Annotated in this window: 27 protein-coding genes and 1 pseudogene; 16 read left to right on the top strand and 12 right to left on the bottom strand. The window is 35.3% G+C overall.

Annotation, left to right across the window (positions count from 1 at the left end):
* Window positions 1-210: 210 nt before the first annotated feature.
* The 3 genes from NSQ40_RS24435 to NSQ40_RS24425 are packed head-to-tail and all read left to right on the top strand — an operon-like array spanning window position 211 to window position 2,607.
* Window positions 211-438 carry a FeoA family protein gene (locus tag NSQ40_RS24435; protein ID WP_003208854.1) on the top strand — a complete coding sequence of 76 codons (228 nt, stop codon included), beginning with the start codon at window positions 211-213 and terminating at the stop codon, window positions 436-438.
* Entirely contained in the window at window positions 435-2,423 is a 1,989-nt protein-coding gene (gene feoB, locus NSQ40_RS24430; protein WP_033796502.1) for a ferrous iron transport protein B, read from the top strand. Before NSQ40_RS24435 ends, feoB begins: the two co-directional genes overlap by 4 nt.
* Before the next feature lie 16 nt (window positions 2,424-2,439).
* Window positions 2,440-2,607, top strand: coding sequence for a FeoB-associated Cys-rich membrane protein (locus tag NSQ40_RS24425; protein ID WP_003201403.1), 168 nt, complete (start codon window positions 2,440-2,442; stop codon window positions 2,605-2,607).
* Between the two features lie 195 nt (window positions 2,608-2,802).
* Here NSQ40_RS24425 and NSQ40_RS24420 read toward each other — a convergent pair.
* Together NSQ40_RS24420 and NSQ40_RS24415 are read right to left on the bottom strand one after the other, a co-directional pair.
* A pseudogene (locus tag NSQ40_RS24420) lies at window positions 2,803-3,374 on the bottom strand (lipoprotein BA_5634 family protein).
* 255 nt (window positions 3,375-3,629) lie between these two features.
* Window positions 3,630-3,950 (bottom strand): hypothetical protein, encoded by a 321-nt coding sequence (locus NSQ40_RS24415; protein ID WP_003208856.1) that lies wholly within the window; start codon window positions 3,948-3,950, stop codon window positions 3,630-3,632.
* 367 nt (window positions 3,951-4,317) lie between these two features.
* Here NSQ40_RS24415 and NSQ40_RS24410 point away from each other — a divergent pair, with 367 nt between their 5' ends.
* The 4 genes from NSQ40_RS24410 to NSQ40_RS24395 all read left to right on the top strand — a co-directional run bounded on the left by NSQ40_RS24410 (window position 4,318) and on the right by NSQ40_RS24395 (window position 6,980).
* Window positions 4,318-4,983, top strand: a complete 666-nt coding sequence (locus NSQ40_RS24410; protein ID WP_003201365.1) for a PspA/IM30 family protein — start codon at window positions 4,318-4,320, stop codon at window positions 4,981-4,983.
* Between the two features lie 240 nt (window positions 4,984-5,223).
* Complete coding sequence (locus NSQ40_RS24405; protein ID WP_003201367.1) at window positions 5,224-5,628, top strand: DUF350 domain-containing protein; 405 nt, start codon at window positions 5,224-5,226, stop codon at window positions 5,626-5,628.
* 22 nt (window positions 5,629-5,650) lie between these two features.
* Complete coding sequence (locus NSQ40_RS24400) at window positions 5,651-6,157, top strand: DUF4178 domain-containing protein (RefSeq protein ID WP_003201369.1); 507 nt, start codon at window positions 5,651-5,653, stop codon at window positions 6,155-6,157.
* 13 nt (window positions 6,158-6,170) lie between these two features.
* Window positions 6,171-6,980: a DUF4247 domain-containing protein gene (locus NSQ40_RS24395; RefSeq protein ID WP_018764615.1), complete on the top strand. Its 810-nt coding sequence runs from the start codon at window positions 6,171-6,173 to the stop codon at window positions 6,978-6,980.
* Between the two features lie 210 nt (window positions 6,981-7,190).
* Here NSQ40_RS24395 and NSQ40_RS24390 read toward each other — a convergent pair whose 3' ends face one another.
* The gene (locus tag NSQ40_RS24390; RefSeq protein ID WP_033796504.1) at window positions 7,191-8,345 is read right to left on the bottom strand and encodes an MFS transporter; all 1,155 of its coding nucleotides are present in this window, start codon (window positions 8,343-8,345) and stop codon (window positions 7,191-7,193) included.
* Window positions 8,346-8,444: 99 nt separating this feature from the next.
* Here NSQ40_RS24390 and NSQ40_RS24385 point away from each other — a divergent pair, with 99 nt between their 5' ends.
* Window positions 8,445-9,308 (top strand): LysR family transcriptional regulator, encoded by an 864-nt coding sequence (locus tag NSQ40_RS24385; protein ID WP_003201380.1) that lies wholly within the window; start codon window positions 8,445-8,447, stop codon window positions 9,306-9,308.
* 164 nt (window positions 9,309-9,472) lie between these two features.
* Here the strand turns inward: NSQ40_RS24385 and NSQ40_RS24380 are convergent, their stop codons facing one another.
* Complete coding sequence (locus NSQ40_RS24380; protein ID WP_003201382.1) at window positions 9,473-10,501, bottom strand: YdcF family protein; 1,029 nt, start codon at window positions 10,499-10,501, stop codon at window positions 9,473-9,475.
* A gap of 181 nt (window positions 10,502-10,682) precedes the next feature.
* On the opposite strand from NSQ40_RS24380, the gene NSQ40_RS24375 reads away from it, so the two are divergent.
* Complete coding sequence (locus tag NSQ40_RS24375) at window positions 10,683-10,916, top strand: spore germination protein (protein ID WP_003201384.1); 234 nt, start codon at window positions 10,683-10,685, stop codon at window positions 10,914-10,916.
* A 46-nt stretch (window positions 10,917-10,962) separates the two neighbouring features.
* Here the strand turns inward: NSQ40_RS24375 and cydB are convergent, their stop codons facing one another.
* Both cydB and cydA read right to left on the bottom strand, forming a co-directional pair.
* Window positions 10,963-11,991 carry a cytochrome d ubiquinol oxidase subunit II gene (cydB, locus tag NSQ40_RS24370; protein ID WP_018764612.1) on the bottom strand — a complete coding sequence of 343 codons (1,029 nt, stop codon included), beginning with the start codon at window positions 11,989-11,991 and terminating at the stop codon, window positions 10,963-10,965.
* Window positions 11,981-13,327 carry a cytochrome ubiquinol oxidase subunit I gene (cydA, locus tag NSQ40_RS24365; RefSeq protein WP_033796505.1) on the bottom strand — a complete coding sequence of 449 codons (1,347 nt, stop codon included), beginning with the start codon at window positions 13,325-13,327 and terminating at the stop codon, window positions 11,981-11,983. Before cydA ends, cydB begins: the two co-directional genes overlap by 11 nt.
* A gap of 224 nt (window positions 13,328-13,551) precedes the next feature.
* Here cydA and NSQ40_RS24360 point away from each other — a divergent pair, with 224 nt between their 5' ends.
* A complete protein-coding gene (locus NSQ40_RS24360; RefSeq protein WP_003201390.1) occupies window positions 13,552-14,115 on the top strand; it encodes a beta-class carbonic anhydrase in 564 nt (187 codons plus the stop codon).
* Here NSQ40_RS24360 and yidD read toward each other — a convergent pair.
* Window positions 14,112-14,342 carry a membrane protein insertion efficiency factor YidD gene (yidD, locus tag NSQ40_RS24355; protein WP_018764610.1) on the bottom strand — a complete coding sequence of 77 codons (231 nt, stop codon included), beginning with the start codon at window positions 14,340-14,342 and terminating at the stop codon, window positions 14,112-14,114. The genes NSQ40_RS24360 and yidD overlap by 4 nt on opposite strands.
* Window positions 14,343-14,471: 129 nt before the next feature.
* Here yidD and luxS point away from each other — a divergent pair, with 129 nt between their 5' ends.
* The gene (luxS, locus tag NSQ40_RS24350; protein ID WP_003201393.1) at window positions 14,472-14,945 is read left to right on the top strand and encodes an S-ribosylhomocysteine lyase LuxS; all 474 of its coding nucleotides are present in this window, start codon (window positions 14,472-14,474) and stop codon (window positions 14,943-14,945) included.
* A gap of 148 nt (window positions 14,946-15,093) precedes the next feature.
* Here the strand turns inward: luxS and NSQ40_RS24345 are convergent, their stop codons facing one another.
* Window positions 15,094-15,228 (bottom strand): hypothetical protein, encoded by a 135-nt coding sequence (locus tag NSQ40_RS24345; RefSeq protein ID WP_003201395.1) that lies wholly within the window; start codon window positions 15,226-15,228, stop codon window positions 15,094-15,096.
* Window positions 15,229-15,727: 499 nt separating this feature from the next.
* On the opposite strand from NSQ40_RS24345, the gene NSQ40_RS24340 reads away from it, so the two are divergent.
* From NSQ40_RS24340 to NSQ40_RS24320, 5 genes are all read left to right on the top strand, one after another.
* Window positions 15,728-16,909: a galactokinase gene (locus tag NSQ40_RS24340; RefSeq protein WP_033796506.1), complete on the top strand. Its 1,182-nt coding sequence runs from the start codon at window positions 15,728-15,730 to the stop codon at window positions 16,907-16,909.
* Window positions 16,910-17,074: 165 nt separating this feature from the next.
* A complete protein-coding gene (gene galT, locus NSQ40_RS24335) occupies window positions 17,075-18,580 on the top strand; it encodes a UDP-glucose--hexose-1-phosphate uridylyltransferase (RefSeq protein ID WP_170958712.1) in 1,506 nt (501 codons plus the stop codon).
* Window positions 18,577-19,623, top strand: coding sequence for an aldose epimerase family protein (locus NSQ40_RS24330; RefSeq protein ID WP_033796508.1), 1,047 nt, complete (start codon window positions 18,577-18,579; stop codon window positions 19,621-19,623). The genes galT and NSQ40_RS24330 overlap by 4 nt, the downstream gene beginning before the upstream one ends.
* A gap of 24 nt (window positions 19,624-19,647) precedes the next feature.
* Entirely contained in the window at window positions 19,648-20,637 is a 990-nt protein-coding gene (locus NSQ40_RS24325) for a LacI family DNA-binding transcriptional regulator (protein WP_003208869.1), read from the top strand.
* Between the two features lie 133 nt (window positions 20,638-20,770).
* The gene (locus NSQ40_RS24320; protein WP_003208871.1) at window positions 20,771-21,193 is read left to right on the top strand and encodes a DUF5412 domain-containing protein; all 423 of its coding nucleotides are present in this window, start codon (window positions 20,771-20,773) and stop codon (window positions 21,191-21,193) included.
* 91 nt (window positions 21,194-21,284) lie between these two features.
* Here NSQ40_RS24320 and NSQ40_RS24315 read toward each other — a convergent pair whose 3' ends face one another.
* From NSQ40_RS24315 to ytzI, 4 genes are read right to left on the bottom strand one after another with little or no spacing between them, the layout of a single operon-like run.
* The gene (locus NSQ40_RS24315; RefSeq protein WP_033796509.1) at window positions 21,285-21,512 is read right to left on the bottom strand and encodes a DUF3953 domain-containing protein; all 228 of its coding nucleotides are present in this window, start codon (window positions 21,510-21,512) and stop codon (window positions 21,285-21,287) included.
* Window positions 21,513-21,538: 26 nt separating this feature from the next.
* Window positions 21,539-21,769 carry a DUF3953 domain-containing protein gene (locus NSQ40_RS24310; RefSeq protein WP_003203079.1) on the bottom strand — a complete coding sequence of 77 codons (231 nt, stop codon included), beginning with the start codon at window positions 21,767-21,769 and terminating at the stop codon, window positions 21,539-21,541.
* A gap of 27 nt (window positions 21,770-21,796) precedes the next feature.
* Window positions 21,797-22,027, bottom strand: coding sequence for a DUF3953 domain-containing protein (locus NSQ40_RS24305; RefSeq protein WP_033796510.1), 231 nt, complete (start codon window positions 22,025-22,027; stop codon window positions 21,797-21,799).
* Between the two features lies 1 nt (window position 22,028).
* Window positions 22,029-22,178, bottom strand: a complete 150-nt coding sequence (gene ytzI, locus NSQ40_RS24300; protein ID WP_018782064.1) for a YtzI protein — start codon at window positions 22,176-22,178, stop codon at window positions 22,029-22,031.
* Window positions 22,179-22,205 lie beyond the last annotated feature (27 nt).

Genomic DNA, 22,205 nt, shown 5'->3' with positions numbered 1-22,205 from the left:
TCCACGCCAAGTGAAAGCAAAAGGAGAAAACGAGTGGAGATCTCCTTTTGTTTTCATAGCAGCGACTTATATGCCAGCAAATCAACATGGATATATATAATTCTCCCAAAATGTTAATAAATAGGAAGAAAAAATATATAGTACTTGATTCATAGAATGTGATATAATTTTCTTGAAAATAATTATCATTCTCTTTCGAGGGGGAAGATTATGAGCTTAGTTGATATTAAAATAGGTGAAAAAGTATTAGTTAAAAATTTACAAACGTTAGATAAATTATTAAAGCGGAGATTAGCTGCTTTTGGTCTTTCAGAAGGAAGTGAACTTCGTATGAAACAAAAAGCGATGTTTAAAGGGCCGTGTACATTAGAGTGCCGTGGACAATTAATTAGTATTCGTCATTGTGACGCGAAAATGATAAAGGTGGAATTAGCGTGAATAAGGTTGCATTGCTAGGGAACCCGAATACAGGGAAAACATCATTATTTAATGCGCTGACGGGTTCTTATGAATATGTAGGAAACTGGAGCGGAGTAACAGTAGAAAAGAAGGTTGGTAAGTTAAAGGGGAAGCAAGGGACATTAATTGATTTACCAGGTATATATGATTTAAATCCTGTTTCTCGTGATGAAGGTGTCGTTACAAAGTTTCTACTAACAGAAGAATTTCATCATATGCTAAATATTGTTGACTCTTCTCAATTTGAGCGCAATATGCATTTAACATTGCAACTACTAGAGTTTGGTAAACCAGTTTCTATCGGTTTAAATATGATTGATGTTGCGAAGCAACGCGGAATTGTTATTAATGCGAACAGATTGTCAGAAATATTAGGAGTAACGGTCGTTCCTGTTGTTGCGAGAAGTGGTAAAGGTTGTGAAGAATTACTGGCTACTCTTCATGAGAACGAGAAGAAAGAGAAAAAGCCTTTCATTCTTTCTTATGGTAAAGAAGTAGATGCAGGTATTGAAGAAATCATGGATCTTTTAACTCAAGCAAATTATGAGCATCCTAGATGGCTTACACTTCAATTTTTAAGTAATAACGAAGTAGTAGAACAAGAAGTTAGAAGATTGCCTGTTTATGAAAAGCTTGTAGCAATTCGTTCTAAATTAGAAGCGAAACTTGATGGTACGCTAGAACAGCATATTTACCGGACACGTGCAGCGTATATTGAAAAGTTAAAAACAAATGTCATTCAGCATGAAAAGGAAGGAAAGATTCCCTTTTCAGAAAAAATTGATAAGTTAATTACACATAAAATTTTAGGACTTCCAATCTTTTTAGCAGTTATGTTTTTTATTTTTCAGGTTACGTTTACGTGGATTGGTACGCCGTTATCAGATATGCTTGATGAATTTCTTGGTGGGCAGTTTACGGATTGGGTAACGGCAGGTTTAACAAACATTGGTGCCTCTGAGTTTATTCAAGCGCTCGTTACAGAGGGAATTATTGCCGGCGTTGGTGCGGTATTAGTATTCGTTCCACAAATTTTTGCATTGTTCTTCTTTATTTCGTTATTAGAAGACTCAGGGTATATGGCCCGCATTGCAGTTGTAATGGACCGTATTATGGAATTCTTTGGTTTAAATGGAAAAGCATTTATTCCTATGATTATCGGTTTTGGTTGTAACGTTCCCGGGATTATGGCAGCGAGAACGATTGAGCAGGAAAAAGAAAGATTACTTACCGTTTTAGTAACACCATTTATGTCTTGTTCAGCGCGTTTACCTGTATATGCATTATTTGCGGGAGTCTTTTTCCCGAATAGTCAAGCGACTGTTGTGTTCTCTTTATACATTGCAGGTATTGTACTTGCTTTACTCGTTACAAAAGTAATGTCTCTTACTGTTTTAAAAGAAGAAAAATCTATTTTCGTTATTGAGCTTCCGCCTTATCGTGTACCACAAGCAAAAACATTGTGGCTTAGTACGTGGGAAAAAGGAAAAGGTTTCGTACGTAAAGCTGGTACATTTATCTTTGGTGGATCTGTTGTTATCTGGTTACTCAACTATGCTGGTCCATCTGGATTTGGCGTAGATATGGGAGATAGTTTCTTAGCAATGATTGGTGGGTTCGTGGCACCAATTTTAGCACCGCTCGGTTTTGGAACGTGGCAAGCAGCGGCATCATTATTAACAGGATTTTTAGCAAAAGAAGTTGTTGTTTCTACAATGGCTATTATTTATGCGGTGAAAGAAGATGTATTAGGAAATGTAATGGGAGCACACTATACTGCATTATCAGCATATGCGTTTATGTTCTTCATTTTGTTATATGTTCCATGTTTGGCGACAGTAGCTGTTATTCGTCGTGAAACAGGATCTGTCAAGTGGACAATTTTCTCTGTTGTTTATCCACTTATAGTTGCTTATGTATTAACGTTCGTTATATACCAAGTCGGATCCTTACTCGGATTCTAGAAGGAGATGTATCATAATGATGGTCAATATTGTAATTGGAGCTATCATTTTTGGTTATGCAGGATATACATTATTCAATTTTGTGAAGAGAAGTAAAAAAGGGAAATGCGCAGCATGTTCCTTAAATAAATCATGTCAGTCAAATAGTTGTAGTCCTGATATGGAGCAAGTCGTTAATAAGTAGAAAAAAGCTTTGCGGATTTCGCAAAGCTTTTTTTATCCCGCATTAACGGACAGTAACACCCCCACCTCAAAATTCAGCGAAAGCAAAGAAGTTAGGTGGGAGATGAACTGTCCGTAAAAGCCCGATTGGTGAGGGCTAATAATCAGTGGGGGATGGAGAAAACCCCCACTGATTAAAGTTTCACTTTATGACTTGCTATTTAATTTTCACAAGTTGTGATGCGTCTACCCCATTTTTTTTAGGTAATTCTTTACTTGGGTCCTTATCAAATTTTAGTACACCTACAGATTTTTCTTCGCCCTTCACATTACCATATGCGGCATCATCAACGATTGCAAACATATCCACATATTGACGACCATCACCGATAATTGTGTTACCTTCGTATTTTAATTTAGCTCCATCAATTGTAGCATTCCCTACTTTTTCTTTCGCAAATAATATACCTTGGTCAGCTGTTACAGCTGGTAATTTATTGATTGCTTTTGTATCTTCGTTTTCTACTTTCTTGAGTAGCTCTTTTTTCACTAGTTCTTCACCAGTTTTCTTATCCATTACAAGCACTTTCTTACCTTCTAATGTTGCAAGCTTCATTTTATATACATCTTTTTCTTTTACCTCTGTTTTGTTCTTATCTGCTATTTGTTGAACTTGTTGTTCTGTTCCGTATAATACTAAGCATTTGCTTTTTCTCCAAGTAAAGAACAACCTGATAATGCTCCGAATGAAATTGCCGCTGCTAACCCGATTCCTACTAATTTTTTCATTTTTCCTGTCTCCTTTTTATATAATAGTAAATACAAATGTATTGTTTTTAAAATTTAGAGAAGCAAAAGTGTTTTTGGTTTTAACCTCGACTTCTGATTTCATTTTATAAGAATAACGCCCTTCTACCTATCGAGTTAGCTTACAGTAACATTACAATGATGTAATTTAGTGAAAAGAGTTAAAAATGTGAGAAATGGCAACTAAAAACAGCACATAACCTTTTTTGATTAGATGTTATTTGTATTACGAACGTTTTATTTAATAAACTCCGAAATTCCTTTTAACAGGAAAAGAATACTTACTACCCAAGTGATTCCTGATAAGGCTAATTGAAGTGACTTTTCTTCTGATGCCATATTGTAGTTAGAAAAGTTAGGTCCAATTAGGAGGGTTATCAGGAGGAATAAACTTAAAGAAAGGGTTAAGAAGTGTGCAATAAACCAGATGATATGTTTTTCTTTGTACTTAATGAACCAATATATTAGAAGTATTAAAGAAACAATAACTACAAGATAGGAACCTGTAACTAAATACTCTCTAACCCCTTGTTCCATCGGCATATACATATCACTCATTTCATCTAAGCATCTATATCTATTTTTAGTATGAGTCATTATTATTTTAGATAGTCCTCAGGGTGTTGGGAATTGCTTCGAATTGATTGTATATCAATCAGATGTGCCTTTTTGTTCTGACTTCTTTATTTATAGTGGTTTGAATAATTGATTTTGAGGATATCAAAGGATTTGACATGAGGTCAATGTTGAGAAGGGAATGTCATATTATAGTTTGCATATTCAAGAAATAACATGTAAGGACATCTTAGTTTTGATATAATGTACACATAGGCTTTAAAAATGAATATTCTTACTGTAGAGGAAGAATTTTTAGTTTTCCAGGTATTGAATTTGAAATATGAAGCAGTTTATAGGAGGAGTTTAAATGTCTGTTTTTAAACGATTAAGAGATTTAACGATGTCAAATGTGTATGCATTAATTGAAAAGGCAGAAGATCCAGTTAAGATGACGGATCAATATTTACGCGATATGCAAGAGGATGTACAAGAAGCTGAGAAGAGTGTAGCAGCTCAAATTGCGCTTGAGAAAAAGTTTAAATTATTGTTTGAAGAACAAGAAGCACTTGTAAAGAAACGTGAAGAACAAGCACATATGGCTGTTCAAGCAAATAATATTGATCTTGCGCGCCGTGCTTTAGAAGAAAAACAAAATGCAGAGCAAAAGATGAATGAATACAAAGCGAGCTATGAGCAAAATAAAGCAGCAGCTGATAATCTTCGTGCGAAATTGGAAGAAATGCGCAAACAATTAACTGAACTGAGAAATAAACGTGAAACACTTGTGGCGCGTGTGAACGCAGCGAAAGCACAAAAGAATATTAATCAAGCAATGTCTGGATTTGATGCAAATACAGCAAAAGCTGGTTTAAGCCGTATGGAAGAAAAAGCTCTTCAATTAGAGGCTGAAGCAGAAGCAAGCGGTGAAATTTATAAAAAAGAAAAGTCGTTAGATGATGAATTTGCGGCTTTAAATAAAAACTCAGCTGTGGATGATGAACTAGCACGTATTATGAAACAGTATGAGAAATAATATAAAAATGAAAAACTTTTCTTTTTAGGTTGGAGAGAGGATCCGTCTGTGCATAGGAGCGGTCAGTGCCCTTTTTCGCCCCATGCCGCGTGAAAACAAAAAGAGGAGACCTGTTTTTGTTTTCATAGCTGCGGTTTATGTGTTGGAAAATCAAAATGGATATATAGAAGATAAAGGAACCGACATGTCATGAAAATCAATCATGTCGGTTTTCTATTATTCTCTAGAGGAGGTTTCACCATGACATGGATGAATGTGTTAGCCATGCTTGTATGGACAGGAGCAAGCGCTGTTCTTTTATTTGTACTTATGTGGGTTGATTCTATCTTTACAAAATATAATGATTTGGCAGAAATTAAAAAAGGGAATATTGCTGTGACAACGCGCTTTATTATGAAGTTATTTGCGCAAGGATATATTTTGTCACAGTCGATTACGAAAGCAAATGATTTATGGCAAGCGCTGCTTGCATCGGCAGTTTCATTCGTTATTTTGTTAGTTGTAGAAATGTTTATTGAACTCATTTTGAAAAAAGTGGCTGGTTTAGATTTAGAAGGGGGAACGAAACAAGGGAATGTTGCACACGCTTTATTAGCTGGTTCGTTACATGTTGTCGGGGCCCTCATTTTAGCAGCTTGTCTATAACGAGAAAAGGAGGGGATAGATTATGAGTTTATTCAAACGAATTAAAAATATAATGAAAAGTCCGGAGCCCGTTAAGCCAGAAAAAAGCCTATTAACGTTAACGCCTGGTGATATGATCGAAGTTTCATTAGTGATGTACGAAATGATTGGAAAAACAAGTATGCATTCTCGGAATGAAATTATTTTAACATTGCAGGACGGGAAGACCATTCGCTATTTAAAAATTGAAAATCGTGAAAGCACCTATTATAAACTATATGCACCAATTGATGGTCGTTTAGATTCTATAAATGAGATTCCAACAACGATTGAAATGGATGATATCGAGTATCATATGGAAGAGCAATATAACGGACGTGCCGTTGTGATGGGGAAAACGCCATTTGCAATATCTGATGAACAACACGTATGGGAGTTCCAATCTGACAACCGGAAGCTACTTCGCATTGAGTGGCAAGATGGCCGTACAATGATGTATGAGGGAGAATCGATTCTTTCTGCTGATGTACAAATTATAAGGGCAACGTAAGGGGGAGGTAATCATGTCAAACCGATTGTTTACCATGATTAAATCATTCATAATCCCTATCTTTGCCATTGTTACGTTACTTGTAATTGCTGGTTTTGCTTTATCGGGGTGTCAAAATGAAAAATCGATTCAAGATCGTTACCCATTAGAATCAGTTGCAAAAGACGGCAAGCAAGAATCATATGTGTATAGGGCCGCCAATCGATCAGTTCCAGAGGTGGCAAAGGAGCTGATTGATGAAAAGGAACCAAAACAAGCGTCTAAAGAAGATGAAAATCAGATGTTCCTTGTGTATTCTGATAAAATATACAACATTCAGAAAGACAAAGAGAAACCATCGGATACATTAATTGAGATAAGTAACAAAGAGTTTGTCCGTCAAAATTATCAGCCATCTTTCTTACAAGGTTATATTTTAGCAAGTATATTAGACGATATATTTGATTCGCGTAAATCGTATCATGGCGATTACCGTGGATATACAGATCGGAAAAATCATAAACCGGTTATTCCAGAAAGACCGCCTACAAAAGAAGAGAAGAAGACACCACCGCCTATTACAAAGCAAGGTAAGGGTTCTATTATTAAGAGAAGTGATAAAGTAGATCCAAAGACATCCGTAGGCGATAAAGGAAGTATTACAGAAAAAGAGACGAAAACTGTACCACCGTCTACTGAGAATAAAGGAAAGATTATTAAATCACCGGGCGGTTCTAGTGGTTCAGATGTGAAGCCGAAATCTTCGATTAAAAGCCCGCCGAAGAATACGTCTCCCCCTAAAACAAGGGTTGGCGGATCTGGGAAGATTACGAAGAGAAGATAAACATAAAAAAGCTCAAGAAGTGAAGGAAATGCTTCTTGGGCTTTTTTTCGAGCACTATGATACAAATATAATTATTTATCCCACTATTCGCAGGCAGTAATACTCCCACCTAGCGTCGGGCTATCGCCCTACACACGCTTGAGGAAGGAGAATTCTTTCGGATAGAGTGTTAAAAGAAGGAGATAGAGGCTTATTGTTTTAAATAATGATTTAGTGAGATTTACGTACTTTTACAATTTTTTTATCGATAAAAAGGATTTGTCCTCCTATGGCTAAAAGTAATATACTGGCTATTATATAAGGCAAAGTGATAGGTTCCATTCCTTTTTCTAAAAATATTCCGTTTGTCATTGTCCCGATGGAACCGGAAAAATAATTAATAGAGCTAAGTAAGGCAATTGAAATGGTAGCGTGATCTGGACTAATTTCTAAGAGTGTTTTTTGCAGGGTGGCCAGTGCCGCCCACCCTGTACTTCCCCAAAGAATTAAACAGATGGCTAACAATAACGCAGTTTCGTGGAAAACTCCCATACATATAAATGAGAAAAACATGATTCCCATTAAGTACAGTAATATGATCTTTGGCTTTTTATAAAAATCCATTATAAACCCGATTATAAAACTTCCCGCAATTCCACCAATTCCCCACATCCAAATAAATAGGATAGATTTTTGGAATCCATATGCAGTAATGATGGTATCTAAGTATGTATACAAACCTAAACTGCAAAAACTTAATACCATTGTGATAACCATAACGAGTGAAATCTTTTTGTTTTTGAACATACTTAGCCGTTCTTTTAATGTTGGCAAAGGACTAGATTCTATTATAGGAAATTTAGTAAAGAGAGCAAATATCCCGATTGCCCCAATTGTGACGATAAACCACATCGCCATGCGCCATTCATAAATGGAAGCGATATATATACCAAATGGAACGCCAATTACGGTTCCAGCACTCATTCCGAGTAAAACAGTGCTTAAAGCTCTCCCCCTTCTTTTTTCAGAAACTAATGTAACAGCAGCAGATGACGCCAATGGTGAATAAAGACCAGCACCTATGCCAGCTAGGCCTCTAGAAATTAATAGAATAATAAAATGATGAGTCACAGCAGTCAGGAAGTTAGAGACTGTGAAAAGGAATAATGCTGCTAATAATGTATGTTTTGTATTCGTCTTTCTCATACATGTAGCAAACAAAGGTGCCGCAATGGCATAACAGATTGTGAAGATACTTACGGTTTGCCCAGCAGTCCCAATCGAAACATGAAAATCATCAGCGATTTGAGGTAATATTCCTGCCATTATATAAGCATCTACTCCTAATGCGAACATCCCGAATGTTAATAAAAATATTTTATTCAATGTGAATCCTCCCTTGGATGAATTGTTCTATTTTTATCGTAACGGGTATAATGAAATTAATGAAATTCATATTTTGAATGAGAGGTATGAGTAAAATTCATGACGATAGCTAGATATGAAATTTTTCAAAAGGTAGTAGAATTAGGTAATTTTACTAGAGCGGCAGAACAATTGAACATGACACAATCAGCCGTGAGTCATGCGATTGCTAGTTTAGAAAAAGAATTTGGTCATTCTTTGTTACATAGAAATAAGCAGGCTGAAATTAGAAGAACTGAGTTTGCAAATCGTATTTTTCCACATATTCAAAATGTGTTAAAGAGTGAAGCAGCGATTAAACAAGAAGTATCTATGCAAAATAAGAGATTGGAAGGTACGCTTAAAATCGGGGCGTTTACAAGTGCAGCATCACAAATATTACCGTCTATGTTATTGCAGCTTAAAAAGAGTTACTCAGGTGTTAAAGTTTTATTATTTGAAGGTACATATGGAGAAGTAGCAGAATGGATTGAGAATGGTACAGTGGATATTGGATTTGTATTAGAATCAAATACAAAGAATCAAATAAAATCAATCCCAGTTAGCAAAGATGAAATTGTATTAGGGTTACCGAAAAATCATTCGTTGATGAATCAAAAAGTAGTGGATGTTCAGCAAATTGATGGAATGGATTTTATTATGCCAAAAGGTCCGTATCAGCCATTAGTGATAAAAAATTTAGCTGATTATCAAGTAAGTCCAAACATTATATTAGAAGTACTAAATTGCGAAACGATTGTGAATATGGTCTCGCAAAATATTGGAATTACAATGGGGCCTGAGCTGTTTTTTAAATCACATAAAAACATTGAAATGAAAAAATTAAAACAGAAACAATATCGTCATATTCATTTAGCATGTAAAGAAAGTTCACCGATAATTGATGCTTTTTTAGCATGTAATCAATTATCGACCAGTTCCTAGGACTGTATGGAAATTAAAAAGGCTAGAAGAGGAAACGAAATGAAAGTATAACATGTCCACATATCGGCGATTTTTACAATATATTGACCATTCGACACAGTGTAATAAAAATATCAGTTTCAAAAAAAGCCATCCTTTCATAAGGATGGCTTTTCCGACATAAATTAACTAAATAAAAAGCTAAGGGCTGATAAGAAAACAGAGAATCCTAAAATAACTCCTACGACCTTAGTATGACGCTTACGACTCATTACAACGATCGCAATGTACTCCCGAATCATCGCATTTGGCCAGTAATAGAAAGCAGTTTTTGAGCCGATTCCTTGGCTGTTTAATCCAGCTTGCTTTGCATATAGTCCAGCACGGAAAAGATGAAAATTGTTCGTTGTAAAGATGCTCTTATACCTATCTTTTAAAGAATCCATAATTTGTTTTGAGAAAAGCATGTTTTGATACGTATTGACGGAACGATTTTCTTGCACTGTATGTTCGATAGGAATGCCTTTTTCAATAGCGTATTTTTGCATAGCCTCAGCTTCAGGAAGATTTTCATCTGGACCTTGTCCACCAGAAAAAATGATTGTAGGCGGAGAAGCGACCGCAGCTTGCTTATGGTAAAAATCAATCGCCTTATTAATTCGGCTTGCTAAAAGTGGTGGCACTTTATCATTGATTAACCCACTGCCAAGAACAATAATGAAATCTTGATTACATCTTGGTCTATTAAATTGATACAGGAAATAAGCGGTTAAGAAAGTCGATATATGGAAAAAGAAATAGACCATAATGAAAAATATTCCTGTAAAAATGGGCTGGAAGTGAGGAGAGAAAAATCGAGTTGGATCAACTATTAAGGACAGCATAATAAGCAACATGCCCATTCCAGCAATTAAAGTTAAGCAGTTAGATAAACGACGTCCTTCTTTTCTCATTAAAATTCTCGCATTGAGAAATAGTCCAATCATTAAAGCAAATACGCCAAAGGTTAGCATTAAGAAAATGATTATAAATGGTATAATTGCAATAAATCTAAATATCGCATAATTCGAGCTGAAACCTAAATAGAGGAAAAGGATAAGGGATGAACAAAAGAATAAATTAAATAGAAATCCGATTAATAAACTTCGAGGATCTCTTAAATAAAAGAATAGAAAAATAACGAGTAAAATAAGCGTAATACTTCCAAAAAACATCAATTTTGTAAACACCTCATTTTTTTTATATGAATAATTTTCTCATTTATTATATATTACATTTCGTAAATAACGTAGTTGAAAAATAATTCATTATAAACATTGTTGTAGAATATCTTTTTCTTTTTTACTGTAAACATGCTATTTTTTTAGGCTCTTTTCATAAACTGAAAATAACATAATGAAGGTGAGTGATACGATGCCTGCTGTTATTGATGGTGTAGTTATTGAAAACTGTAATGGTTCAATTAATTTAGGTGATAAATATAATGTACATCCAATCGAACAAACGAAAGCATATAACGGTTCTGGATCGTCTAATGTAGGATTTAGTGTGAGAGCTTTTAATGGAATTAGTGCTACAGATGTGTATGATAACGATGTGAATGATCAAGGGATACAATTTACGCTATAAGCCTTAAATGAAAAAAGACGCTCCTAAGCGAGCGTCTTTTTTCATTCTAGTGATATCCTTTTGCAGAGTCTTTATGAATTTTTTCTTTGAAAATCGTGTAGCTCCATAATTGATATCCGATAACGATTGGTACCATTACCATTGCGACGAAGAACATGATTTTTAAGTTTAGTTCACTGCCTGCTGCTTGGTATAGTGTTGTACTATATGCATCGTTAATACGTGATGGTAACATTCTTGGGAACATACCTGCAAAGCCGGTTGTCATAAACATAGCAATTGTTAAGCATACAAATGTAAATGCAAAACCAATTTTATGTTTGTAAACCATAATGATTGCTAAGACACTCATTAACATTGCTAGTAGCGGAAGAATGAACAGTACAGGATATTCCGTAAAGTTTTGGAATAAGTTTGTACGGTTTGCAGTAGCTACATAGAAAATCGCAAGAATAATCGCAGCTGCCATTGAAAATGGTTTTGCAATTTTATAAGCACGATCTGATACTTCACCAGTTGTTTTAATCATAACCCAAAGTGCACCGGATACGACAAAGATTGCGGTGAAGAAGAGCCCGCCTAAAATACCGTAATGGTTTAATAAGCTGAGTAATGTTCCTTCGTAGCCGTCTTTCCCGATTTGCAGACCGTAGTAAAGGTTAGCAAATGTAACACCGAATAAGAAGGCGATAAGGAAGCTACCAATTGCAAACGCCCATTTACAAATGCTTTGCCAAATTGGTGAGTCATCTTTATGCATAAATTCAAGCCCTGCTGCACGAGCAAAAAGAGCAAGTAATACTAAAAATAGTGGTGTATATAAGTAGCTAAACATATTCGCATATGTGATCGGGAAGGCGGCGAAGGTTGCACCGCCCGCTGTAATTAACCATACTTCGTTACCACCCCAGAACGGGCCAATTGCTTCTTGCATTTGATTTCGTTCCTTCCGGTCCTTGGTAACGAACGGGAAAATCATTCCGTTACCAAGTGCATAACCATCAAGAATAAAGTAAACTGTCCAAATTACGCCCCATAAACCGAACCAAATGACTGCAAGCATATCATGAGACATGAGTTGCACCTCCCTGAGTAGGCTCTTCTAATGCTGCAGGTCCTTTTTTTGCGAACTTCAGCATGAGATATACATCCGCAATTAAAAGCAATGTGTAGAACAATACTAAACTAATTAACGAGAACCAAATTTGTGGAACGGAAATTGGTGAGACAGATTCAGCTGTGCGCATCAATTTATATACTGTCCATGGCTGACGACCTGCTTCAGCAACAATCCATCCAGCGTTAATCGCAACATATGGAAGTAATACAGACCACATTGTAATTTTTAAGAAACGTTTTGAGTTTTCTAGTTTTCCTTTTCGGTTTAAATAGAAACCAAACCAAGTTAATGCCATGAAGAATACGCCAAGTGCAACCATTAAACGGAAGCTATAGTAAACAAGGTTTACGTTCGGACGATCTTCTTTCGGGATATCTTTCAAACCGACAATTTCTCCATCAAATGAGTTTGTATAGAAGAAGCTGCCGAGTTTTGGAATTGTTAATAATTCAAAGTTCTTCTCATTCTTCACATCGGGAATTTGGATGATTGAGAAGCCTTGACCTTTACCAGTTTCCCAAACTGCTTCCATTGCAGCCCCTTTTGCAGGTTGCATTTTTGCAGCGAAAGCGCCGGATTGGTGACCGATGAAAGGTGTTGCAGTTGCCGCAAATAATCCTAAAACTAAACCAAATTTAAATGATTTTTTAAAGAACTCCACATCGTTTTTACGTAATAAATGATAGGCACTGATTGCCATAACGAAGAAAGAACCAACAATATAACAGCCAACAACTGTATGGAAGAACATATGCCATGCATATGGATTTGTAACAAGTGCCCAGAAATCATTTAACTCAGCGCGGCCATTACGCACCACGTAGCCAACAGGGTTTTGCATAAATCCGTTTGCTGTAATAATCCAAAGCGCGGAAATATTTGTTCCAAGTGCAACCATCCACATACAAAAAGCACGGAACTTTGGTGAGATTTTATCTTTACCGAATAACCAAATTCCCATGAAAGTAGATTCTAAGAAGAAAGCAACAAGTGCTTCGATTGCGAGTGGTGATCCGAAAATATCCCCCATATATTTTGAGTACTCAGACCAGTTTGTCCCAAATTGGAACTCCATCGTAATACCGGTTATAATCCCCATTACGAAGTTAATCGTAAATAGCTTACCCCAGAAATTCGCCATTTTTCGATAAGTGGGATTTAATGTACGTGCATATTGTGTTTCCATACACGCTACTAAAATAACAAGTCCGATTGTCAAAGGTACAAACAAAAAGTGATAAAAAATAGTAATTGCAAATTGAAAACGACTCAGTAACAGAACGTCGGACATAATAAAGATTCACTCCTTTTTAACATTATCTACATTTAGTTTATAGTGGAAACGTGAGTAAAGTATGGGAGAGTTGTTACAGAGCTGTGTGTATATTATGAAGAAATTATGTCGGTTGTCTGAAAAATTATATATTTGCAATAAAGTAATATCCTTTTGGTATTTTTTTGATTTTGGTACACTTAGTATGTAGTTTAAATGAAAGAAAAGAGGGGCTATTTACTATGAAGTCATTAGAAGAGATTTTGCAGTATAATGAAAAATTCGTTGAAGAGAAAAAATATGAAGAGTATGAGGCAGGAAAATTCCCGAATAAAAAAATGGTAATCATTTCTTGTATGGATACACGTCTCGTTGAATTATTACCAAAAGCAATGAATATGCGTAATGGTGATGTGAAAATTATTAAAGTAGCGGGCGCTGTTATTTCCCATCCATTTGGAAGTATTATGCGTAGTATTTTAGTTGCTGTATATGAGCTTGGCGCAGATGAAGTATGTGTTGTTGGTCACCATGATTGTGGTATGGCAAAAATACAGGCGAGCAGCACAATTGAAAAAATGAGAGAGCGCGGCGTGACAGAAGAGAAATTAGATACACTTCGTTATTCTGGAATCGATTTAGAGAGATTCTTACAAGGATTCTCTAGCGTAGAAGAAAGTGTAGAACATAGCGTTTCTGTACTTCGTAACCATCCATTACTTCCAGCAGAAGTGCCTGTCCACGGTCTTGTTATTCATCCTGATACAGGAAAATTAGATCTTGTTGTGAATGGCTACGAAGCTTAATTTCTTTTTTCTTTTTTGTCCGGGACGGGGTCAAATCCTCCTGGATGAAAAGGGTGACATTTTAAAATACGTTTTAGTGTGAGCCAAAAACCTTTGAAAGCACCGTGTTTTTGAAACGCCTCTAATCCATAATGGGAGCATGTTGGATAAAAGCGGCATGTAGGTGGTGTCATCGGAGAAATAAATTTTTGATAAAAGCGTATGATTCCGATAAAAATCTGTTTCATAACGGTCTCCTTTCCAGCATATTCTTCTAGTATTATAGCACGGGCTATACATAATACTTTACTAATCCGAATTTCCGTTATATCATATTGGATATAACGGAATTAAAATTAAAGCGGGAGAGATGTTTTATGCCATCAGTAGAAAGCTTTGAATTAGATCATACGATTGTAAAGGCACCTTATGTAAGACATTGTGGTGTTCATAAAGTAGGTAGTGACGGTATTGTTAATAAATTCGATATTCGTTTTTGCCAACCGAATAAACAAGCGATGAAGCCAGATGTTATTCATACGTTAGAACATTTATTAGCGTTTAATTTACGTAAATATATTGATCGTTATCCGCATTTTGACATTATCGATATTTCACCAATGGGTTGCCAAACAGGATATTATCTTGTTGTAAGCGGGACACCAACTGTTCGTGAAGTCATTGATTTATTAGAACTTACATTAAAAGATGCGGTTCAAATTACAGAAATTCCAGCTGCAAACGAAACGCAGTGTGGTCAAGCGAAGCTTCATGATTTAGAAGGAGCAAAACGCTTAATGAATTTCTGGTTAAGCCAAGATAAAGATGATCTTGAGAAAGTATTTGGTTAATAGATGAAAAAGCTGCCTGTGAAAAGGCAGCTTTTTATAGTTTAAAGAACATCTTAGAGGAGTTAATAAATAAAAATTTAGAGGGTTTTCTGCGCGATTAAACCAATTATGAGAGCTTGAATCATCATATTTAACTTTTACTGTCAAGTCAAATTAAGAAAATATACTTTGTTTTCACTTTAATCGAATAAAAATAAGCCTCTTTAATCACTCCAGCATCATTAATAAAATTAGATAATGGATTAGCAGTTAAATGATCGTTTTTCTGAAAAACAGAGAGCATGGTTTTTAGTTAGATTTTCTTTCGTGGTCTCCTATGTATATTTTTCAGTCTAGTTTAAAATATAAAGTAAAAAGGTGTAGTGTTTTTTACTAAAATATATAACGATATGACAATGTTTTTTACTAAAAATATTTTGACTTTTTTGAATTTTTTTAGTAAAAAGATAATATGAATTTATTTTTTAGTGGAATGAACTCGAAGTTAGGAAGGAAAACAACTCGTGCGAAGATGGGAGATAGTGGGCATTATAGATTTCATAGTTTAATGGGCAGTAAACCAGATTTAGAAGCCGAGTTGTGTATGGGATAAAGGAAATTCAGTATAAAGTGAAACTTTAATCAGTGGTGGGGGTCTTCATCCCCCAATGATTATTAGCCCTCACCAACCGGGCTTTTACGGGCAGTTGATTCCCGACTTAACTTCTTTGCTCTTGCTGAAATTTGAGGTGGGGGTCTTACTGCCCGTTAATGCGGGATAAATAGCATGAGGAGGATCTTAGATGATACATAACCAGTTAATGGAGAGTTTTAAGAAAATATTTCACCAAGAGGAGTATCGTACTTTCTTTGCACCTGGTCGGATTAATTTGATTGGAGAACATACTGATTATAACGGAGGAAATGTGTTTCCATGTGCCATTACTTTCGGCACTTATGCGTTAGCAAGTAAACGAGATGATGCGTTAATATGTGCCTATTCACTGAACTTCCCCGAAAAGGGTGTTATTTCATTTTCTTTACACGAATTAGATTATAAGCAAGAACATGATTGGGCGAATTATCCAAAAGGTATGATTCGTTATCTCATAGAAGCTGGATATAGCATTGATTCAGGAATTAACATTATGTTTTATGGAAATATTCCAAACGGTGCGGGATTGTCATCATCTGCCTCTATTGAGCTTGTAACAGGAGTAACGATGGAAGGATTATTCCAATTTGAATTAGATCGTATAGAATTAGTTAAAATTGGTAAAAAGGTGGAGAATTATTTTATCGGTGTAAATAGTGGTATTATGGATCAATTTGCTATTGGGATGGGAAAAGCAAGATATGGGATGTTGTTGAATTGTCAAACACTGAATTTTACGTATGCGCCATTGCAGTTGGATAACTACAATATCATTATTATGAATACGAACAAGCGTCGAGAGCTTACTGCTTCTAAGTATAATGAGAGAAGAATGGAATGTGAACAGGCACTTGCAAAATTGCAAGAGGTAATTGATATAAGCTCCTTAGGAGAACTAACTGAAAAAATGTTTGAACAATATAAGCATGTAATTAAGGAAGATAGCTTAAGAAAACGTGCTAAACATGTTGTGTATGAAAACTGTCGAACATTGCAATCTGTAAAAGAGTTAAAAGAAAATAATATAAAAGAATTTGGAAGATTGATGAATGAATCTCATTGTTCTTTACGTGATGATTATGAAGTGACAGGACGAGAACTAGATACATTGGTTGAATCAGCTTGGAAACAAGAAGGGGTTATAGGAGCACGTATGACAGGTGCAGGGTTTGGTGGTTGTGCGATTGTGATCGTTGAGAAAGAATATACGGATCAATTTATTTGTAACGTTGGACAAAAATATAGAGACACCATCGGTTACGAAGCGACATTTTATGTTGCCGAGATTGGGGATGGGGCAAGAGAATTACAGACAGAGGCCATGCAATAAATGGCATATTACATTAGTTCCTGTGCTTGTATAGCAATTAATAGAGCAAACTTCAATGTAGTAGTTACAGTTAATGTATAACTATTTTATTTCTCTTTATAGATGTTTAGGATGGGTATGAAAATAATCCGAATGGATATAACGATTCAGCGGAGGGAAAGTATCATGAATGTTTATCAAGTCATTGAGCAACTTATAAAACGGGCATGTTCACTTCGGTTTATCGAAAGAGAAGATAGAATTTATATAAGAAATCAAATTCTTCACCTTCTTCATTTAGAGCGTTTTGAAATGCAAAAAAGTAAAGCGGAAGAAAAAGAAATAACAGATTTACTAGAAGATTTAGTTCAGTATGCGAGTGAACAAGGAATTATCGATGGTCATTCTCACAATAGAGAAATATTAGCGAATCAAATTATGAACTGCTTCATGTCAAAACCATCGACTATTAATCAATGTTTCTATCAACATTATGAGTGCCATCCAGAATATGCAACTAATTATTTTTATGAATTAAGTCAAATAAGCAACTATATTCAAACGAAGCGTGTTCAAAAAAATATTACTTATAAAGCTAATACAGAGTATGGAGAATTGGACATTACCATCAATTTATCTAAACCGGAAAAAGATCCAAAGGAAATTGTAAACGAAAACGTAATACAAAATACGGATTATCCGAAATGTTTGCTTTGTATTGAAAATGAAGGATATGTGGGCAGAATTGGCCATCCGGCACGTTCTAACCATAGAATGATTCGAATGGAATTATTAGGAGAGCGATGGTACTTACAATATTCTCCTTATGTGTACTATAACGAACATTGCATTGTGCTAGCAGAAACGCATCGGAATATGGAAATAAATTGCCAAGCTTTCGGAAGATTACTTTCTTTTGTGAAACGGTTCCCTCATTATTTTATTGGCTCCAATGCTGATTTACCTATTGTAGGCGGGTCTATTTTATCACATGATCATTATCAAGGTGGTAAATATGAATTTGCGATGGCAAAAGCAGCAGATGATTATGCATTTAAATTGGATAGATTTCCGGGGGTTCAATGTTCGGTAGTGAAATGGCCCATGTCGGTTATTCGCTTAAAAGGTAAGGATTCTAATTTATTAGTAAATGTAGCCGATTACATTTTGGAAAAATGGAAGCAATATAGCGATTCATCTGTTCATATTTACGCACATACAGACGGTGTGCCACATAATACGATTACGCCTATTGCTCGCAAGCGAAATGAACAGTATGAGTTGGACCTCGTATTACGAAATAATCGTACAAGTGCGAAGTATCCCTTTGGTATCTTTCATCCGCATCAGGATGTACAACATATTAAGAAGGAAAACGTCGGTTTAATTGAAGTGATGGGATTAGCTGTACTTCCAGCAAGGCTGAAATTAGAACTACAAGAGGTAGAACAATATATATTGTATAAAGACAATTGTGTAGCGGAATATCACAAACAATGGGCAGAACAACTGAGAGAGCGGTATAAAAAGGAAGCGAATGAAGAGGATATTCACCATATTGTTCAAAAAGAGTTAGCGGCTAAATTTTTAAGGGCATTAGAAGATGCTGGGGTTTTCAAACGAAACGATGAAGGAATAGCTGCATTTAAACGTTTTATACAAAGTTTAGAGGAGCCGAAGATAGGGATATGAAAGCCTTTCAAAATGTATTTGGTAAAGTAAATGGAGAAGATGTGTACGCTTATACATTAAAAAATGACAATGATATAGAAGTTACGTGTTTAAATTACGGTTGTGTGATTACAAAAATCATTACTCCTGATAGGAAAGGAAATTATGAAAATATCGTTTTAGGTTTTGAAGAATTAGAAAACTATGAGAGATATTCTCCATACTTTGGAGCAGTTGTAGGAAGAGTGGCTGGTAGAATCAAAGGTGCTCAATTTGAGTTGGATGGCAACACATATACGCTAGTAAAAAACGATCAAGACAATCATCTTCATGGTGGTTTAAAAGGATTTAGTTATATCGTTTGGGATGCTAAAATAATAGGAAATGAGAAGGAAACTGGAATTGAATTTACTTATACTAGCCCTAACCGAGAAGAAGGATATCCAGGAACTGTACATGTAAAAGTGATCTATACATTAAATAACGCGAATGAATTTTTGATTCGTTATGAAGCGCAGTCAGATAAAACGACCATATTAAACGTAACAAATCATACGTATTTTAACTTAAGTGGCAATTTAAAACGAGATGTCTTACAGCATACTTTAAAAATGAATAGTGATCAATTTCTAGAATTAAACGAGCAATTATTACCAACGGGTGAAATATTGGATGTAATAGATACGCCCTTCGATTTCCGAGCAGGAAGGCAAATAAAAGAGGGAGTATATTCTCGCTATTATCAAAATGAATTAGTAGGAAAAGGATATGATCATCCTTTTCTTTTGAACAGCAACTACGATCAGGAAATCATATTATGGGATGAAGAAAGTGGTCGCAAATTAGTTGTGGAAACAGATGAAGTTGGGGTAGTTTTGTACACAGGAAACCAATTACCAGGTGATTTTGAAATATGTGGGGTACAATCCAAAAAGTATTTAGGGCTTTGTCTAGAAACGCAAGGCTTGCCTGATGCCATTCATCATCCGAATTTCCCTTCTTATATTTTAAATAAAAATCAATTATTCTCCTCCTCAACGAAATATACGTTTAGGATTGAATAATTGAGAAGAGTAGGTGAATCAGGTATGGCAACGATTAAAGATATAGCAGAGAAGGCAGGCGTATCCATCGCTACTGTTTCTCGGGTGTTAAATAATGATCCATTGCTTTCTGTCAGTGATGGAACGAAGAAGAGGATATTTGAGGCAGCAGAGGAGTTTTCTTATAAGAAGCGTACAAAGCGTAAAAAAGAATTGCCGAAAATTACTTTGGTTCATTGGTATACAGAAGAAGAAGAGCTTAACGATTTATATTATATGTCCATTCGTTTAGGAATAGAAAAAAGATGTGAACAGCAAGGTTTGAAAATTGTAAAACTTTTTCATAGCCAAATGGAAGAGTTGATGCAAGAAAACATTCAAGGCATGATTGCAATAGGGAAGTTTAGTGAACGAGAAATAGGTTTATTTGAAACGATAACAAAAAACATTGTATTTGTAGATTATTCTCCAAATGAAGATATTTTTGATGCGGTTGTGGTAGATTTTGAAAAGGTAACCATGAAGGTGATTGATCATTTAATAGAAAAGGAACATCAAAAGATTGGATACATAGGAGGACGGGAAACATTTAAAGATCAGACTTCTGAAATTGAAGATCCAAGGGAACGTGCCTTTATAAAATATATAAAGGAAAAAGAATTATTTTGTGAAAAGTATATATACACGGGTCAGTTTTCAGTAAACGATGGTTATTTATTAATGAAGCAGGCGATAGAAGAGCAGCAGGATCAGTTACCGACGGCTTTTTTTGTTGGAAATGATGCTATGGCAATCGGATGTTTGCGGGCATTACATGAATGTGAGATTCCTGTTCCAGAAAGAGTAAATATAATTGGTGTAAATGATCTCAGTATTTCTCAGTATCTTTCTCCTGCGCTCAGTACAGTGAAAGTATATACGGGGCTTATGGGAGAAACAGCAGTAGATTTATTAATGGAAAGATTTTCGGGACGGAATGTAGCTAAAAAGGTAATTTTGTCAACGAAATTAAACATTAGGAAAAGTAGTTTTTAGTAAATGAACAGATAAAAAGAAACTCCTGCTTATTAAAACAGGAGTTTCTTTTTATGGGGGTATATTAATGGGTTAGTGTGTGGTGTAATATGGGTTTAAAAGGATTATATTCAAGATTATAGGGGGTGATTGAGTGGACGATGCAAAAATTCAAATCAAAAAGACAAAGAGAAAAGTAGCATTGGTATTATTTATTGCGCTAGTAATGATCATTGGCTTCGGATATTGGAAGTTTTTTAGTTTGCAAGGCGTTCCGAAAGGAGAATTGATTCGAACTGTGAAATCTCCAGATGGAAAACATGCTATAAAAACTTATTTTCATAACGCCGGATCATTAAGTGCAGATGCTGTTAGAGGAGAATTAGTTAACCTTAGTTCCAATTCTGCCAAAAATGTATATTGGAACTATCCAGATACAGATCCACACATTGAATGGATAGATAAAGATAGAGTTAGAATTGGAGATCAAGCGTTAGATATTTCAAAGAAAGAAACTTATGATTGGCGTGACGATGATAAGCATATAAAAGAATATCCAAAACAGTTTGTTCAATAAATGGGATAGAACTACTTTGATCAAATAAAGCACAAGAGTAACGAAAAGGTCTATCTTTTCTACATTAAGTGGGAAGATGGCTTTTATCTTTTTATCGTAAAAGTATAGAAATTACAATGAAGAAGATAAAACCAGAAACCAAAAAAGAAGCAATCCCTAATGTTTTTCTCCGCGCTTTCATTTCAGAAATGCCCATGATAATGAACATACATGCGAGTGAGAGCTGCATGTAAGGGAGTACATCAGTTTTGGTAAAATAGTAATAGCCTAAAAGAACAAGTGTCAGTAGTACGAAGAAAATACGTAATCCAGTTAGCATTTCATTCTCTCCTTTGAAAATTTATATTAGCGGAGTAATTCTGATATAGCGATGAATAAAACGATAGCTCCAACTAGAAAACACATTGTTCCGCTTACTTTCTTTTGTTCACGTAATTCCTCGATGCTCATAGTGAAAGACATTAAACCTAAAGTAATGAACATATAAAGCATAATGCCTCTGTTATCTGTGATAAAACTATAGATAGACAAAGCGAGTGCAATGAGTGCAAATGTAATTCGAGCGATTTTTAGCATATTAATCCCTCCGTAAGAAAATAGTCGTTACATAATATACTTTACTGCGAGAACAGCCCACACGAAAATTCCTGCTACCATACAGGTCAAACCTGTGCTTGGGTCTTTCTTTTGTATTTGTTCAATCGCGATTATAAACATTAAGGCTCCTAAGAAAAATTGTGAAAGAGTAAGAAATGAATCATTCTGTGTAAATAGACTGTATAAGGATACGATAATGACAATGAAAGCAGTTAAGAGGCGGAGTATACGAAGCATATTATTGATTCTCCTTTTTATTTGTTAGATAAGGATTATCCTCTGGTTTATCAACCGAATGTTTATATGAATAACCTTTATTAATTGTCAGCACAGAGAGAACCAACACGAGAATCACAATAATGACGCCGATGATTAGTATTTTTAACATCCAGTTCCCCTCCTTTTCTTAATTTTA

The sequence above is a fragment of the Bacillus sp. FSL K6-6038 genome, from assembly GCF_038050455.1.
GTDB classification, from domain to species: Bacteria; Bacillota; Bacilli; order Bacillales; family Bacillaceae_G; genus Bacillus_A; species Bacillus_A pseudomycoides.
Note: the sequence above shows the minus strand (reverse complement) of the source record. Positions and strands in the feature narration are given on the sequence as shown.

Bases quoted from the DNA above. Each gene is read 5' to 3' on its own strand.
- NSQ40_RS24410 (WP_003201365.1), top strand. From the start codon at position 4,318: ATGTCTGTTTTTAAACGATTAAGAGATTTAACGATGTCAAATGTGTAT.
- cydB (WP_018764612.1), bottom strand. From the start codon at position 11,991: ATGTCTCATGATATGCTTGCAGTCATTTGGTTCGGTTTATGGGGCGTA.
- galT (WP_170958712.1), top strand. From the start codon at position 17,075: ATGAATGTTTATCAAGTCATTGAGCAACTTATAAAACGGGCATGTTCA.
- NSQ40_RS24375 (WP_003201384.1), top strand. From the start codon at position 10,683: ATGAAGGTGAGTGATACGATGCCTGCTGTTATTGATGGTGTAGTTATT.
- cydA (WP_033796505.1), bottom strand. From the start codon at position 13,327: ATGTCCGACGTTCTGTTACTGAGTCGTTTTCAATTTGCAATTACTATT.
- NSQ40_RS24330 (WP_033796508.1), top strand. From the start codon at position 18,577: ATGAAAGCCTTTCAAAATGTATTTGGTAAAGTAAATGGAGAAGATGTG.
- luxS (WP_003201393.1), top strand. From the start codon at position 14,472: ATGCCATCAGTAGAAAGCTTTGAATTAGATCATACGATTGTAAAGGCA.
- NSQ40_RS24310 (WP_003203079.1), bottom strand. From the start codon at position 21,769: ATGCTAAAAATCGCTCGAATTACATTTGCACTCATTGCACTCGCTTTG.
- NSQ40_RS24385 (WP_003201380.1), top strand. From the start codon at position 8,445: ATGACGATAGCTAGATATGAAATTTTTCAAAAGGTAGTAGAATTAGGT.
- NSQ40_RS24305 (WP_033796510.1), bottom strand. From the start codon at position 22,027: ATGCTTCGTATACTCCGCCTCTTAACTGCTTTCATTGTCATTATCGTA.
- NSQ40_RS24360 (WP_003201390.1), top strand. From the start codon at position 13,552: ATGAAGTCATTAGAAGAGATTTTGCAGTATAATGAAAAATTCGTTGAA.
- yidD (WP_018764610.1), bottom strand. From the start codon at position 14,342: ATGAAACAGATTTTTATCGGAATCATACGCTTTTATCAAAAATTTATT.
- NSQ40_RS24345 (WP_003201395.1), bottom strand. From the start codon at position 15,228: ATGCTCTCTGTTTTTCAGAAAAACGATCATTTAACTGCTAATCCATTA.
- NSQ40_RS24415 (WP_003208856.1), bottom strand. From the start codon at position 3,950: ATGAGTGATATGTATATGCCGATGGAACAAGGGGTTAGAGAGTATTTA.
- NSQ40_RS24405 (WP_003201367.1), top strand. From the start codon at position 5,224: ATGACATGGATGAATGTGTTAGCCATGCTTGTATGGACAGGAGCAAGC.
- NSQ40_RS24435 (WP_003208854.1), top strand. From the start codon at position 211: ATGAGCTTAGTTGATATTAAAATAGGTGAAAAAGTATTAGTTAAAAAT.
- NSQ40_RS24325 (WP_003208869.1), top strand. From the start codon at position 19,648: ATGGCAACGATTAAAGATATAGCAGAGAAGGCAGGCGTATCCATCGCT.
- NSQ40_RS24380 (WP_003201382.1), bottom strand. From the start codon at position 10,501: ATGTTTTTTGGAAGTATTACGCTTATTTTACTCGTTATTTTTCTATTC.
- ytzI (WP_018782064.1), bottom strand. From the start codon at position 22,178: ATGTTAAAAATACTAATCATCGGCGTCATTATTGTGATTCTCGTGTTG.
- NSQ40_RS24425 (WP_003201403.1), top strand. From the start codon at position 2,440: ATGATGGTCAATATTGTAATTGGAGCTATCATTTTTGGTTATGCAGGA.
- NSQ40_RS24340 (WP_033796506.1), top strand. From the start codon at position 15,728: ATGATACATAACCAGTTAATGGAGAGTTTTAAGAAAATATTTCACCAA.
- NSQ40_RS24395 (WP_018764615.1), top strand. From the start codon at position 6,171: ATGTCAAACCGATTGTTTACCATGATTAAATCATTCATAATCCCTATC.
- NSQ40_RS24400 (WP_003201369.1), top strand. From the start codon at position 5,651: ATGAGTTTATTCAAACGAATTAAAAATATAATGAAAAGTCCGGAGCCC.
- NSQ40_RS24315 (WP_033796509.1), bottom strand. From the start codon at position 21,512: ATGCTAACTGGATTACGTATTTTCTTCGTACTACTGACACTTGTTCTT.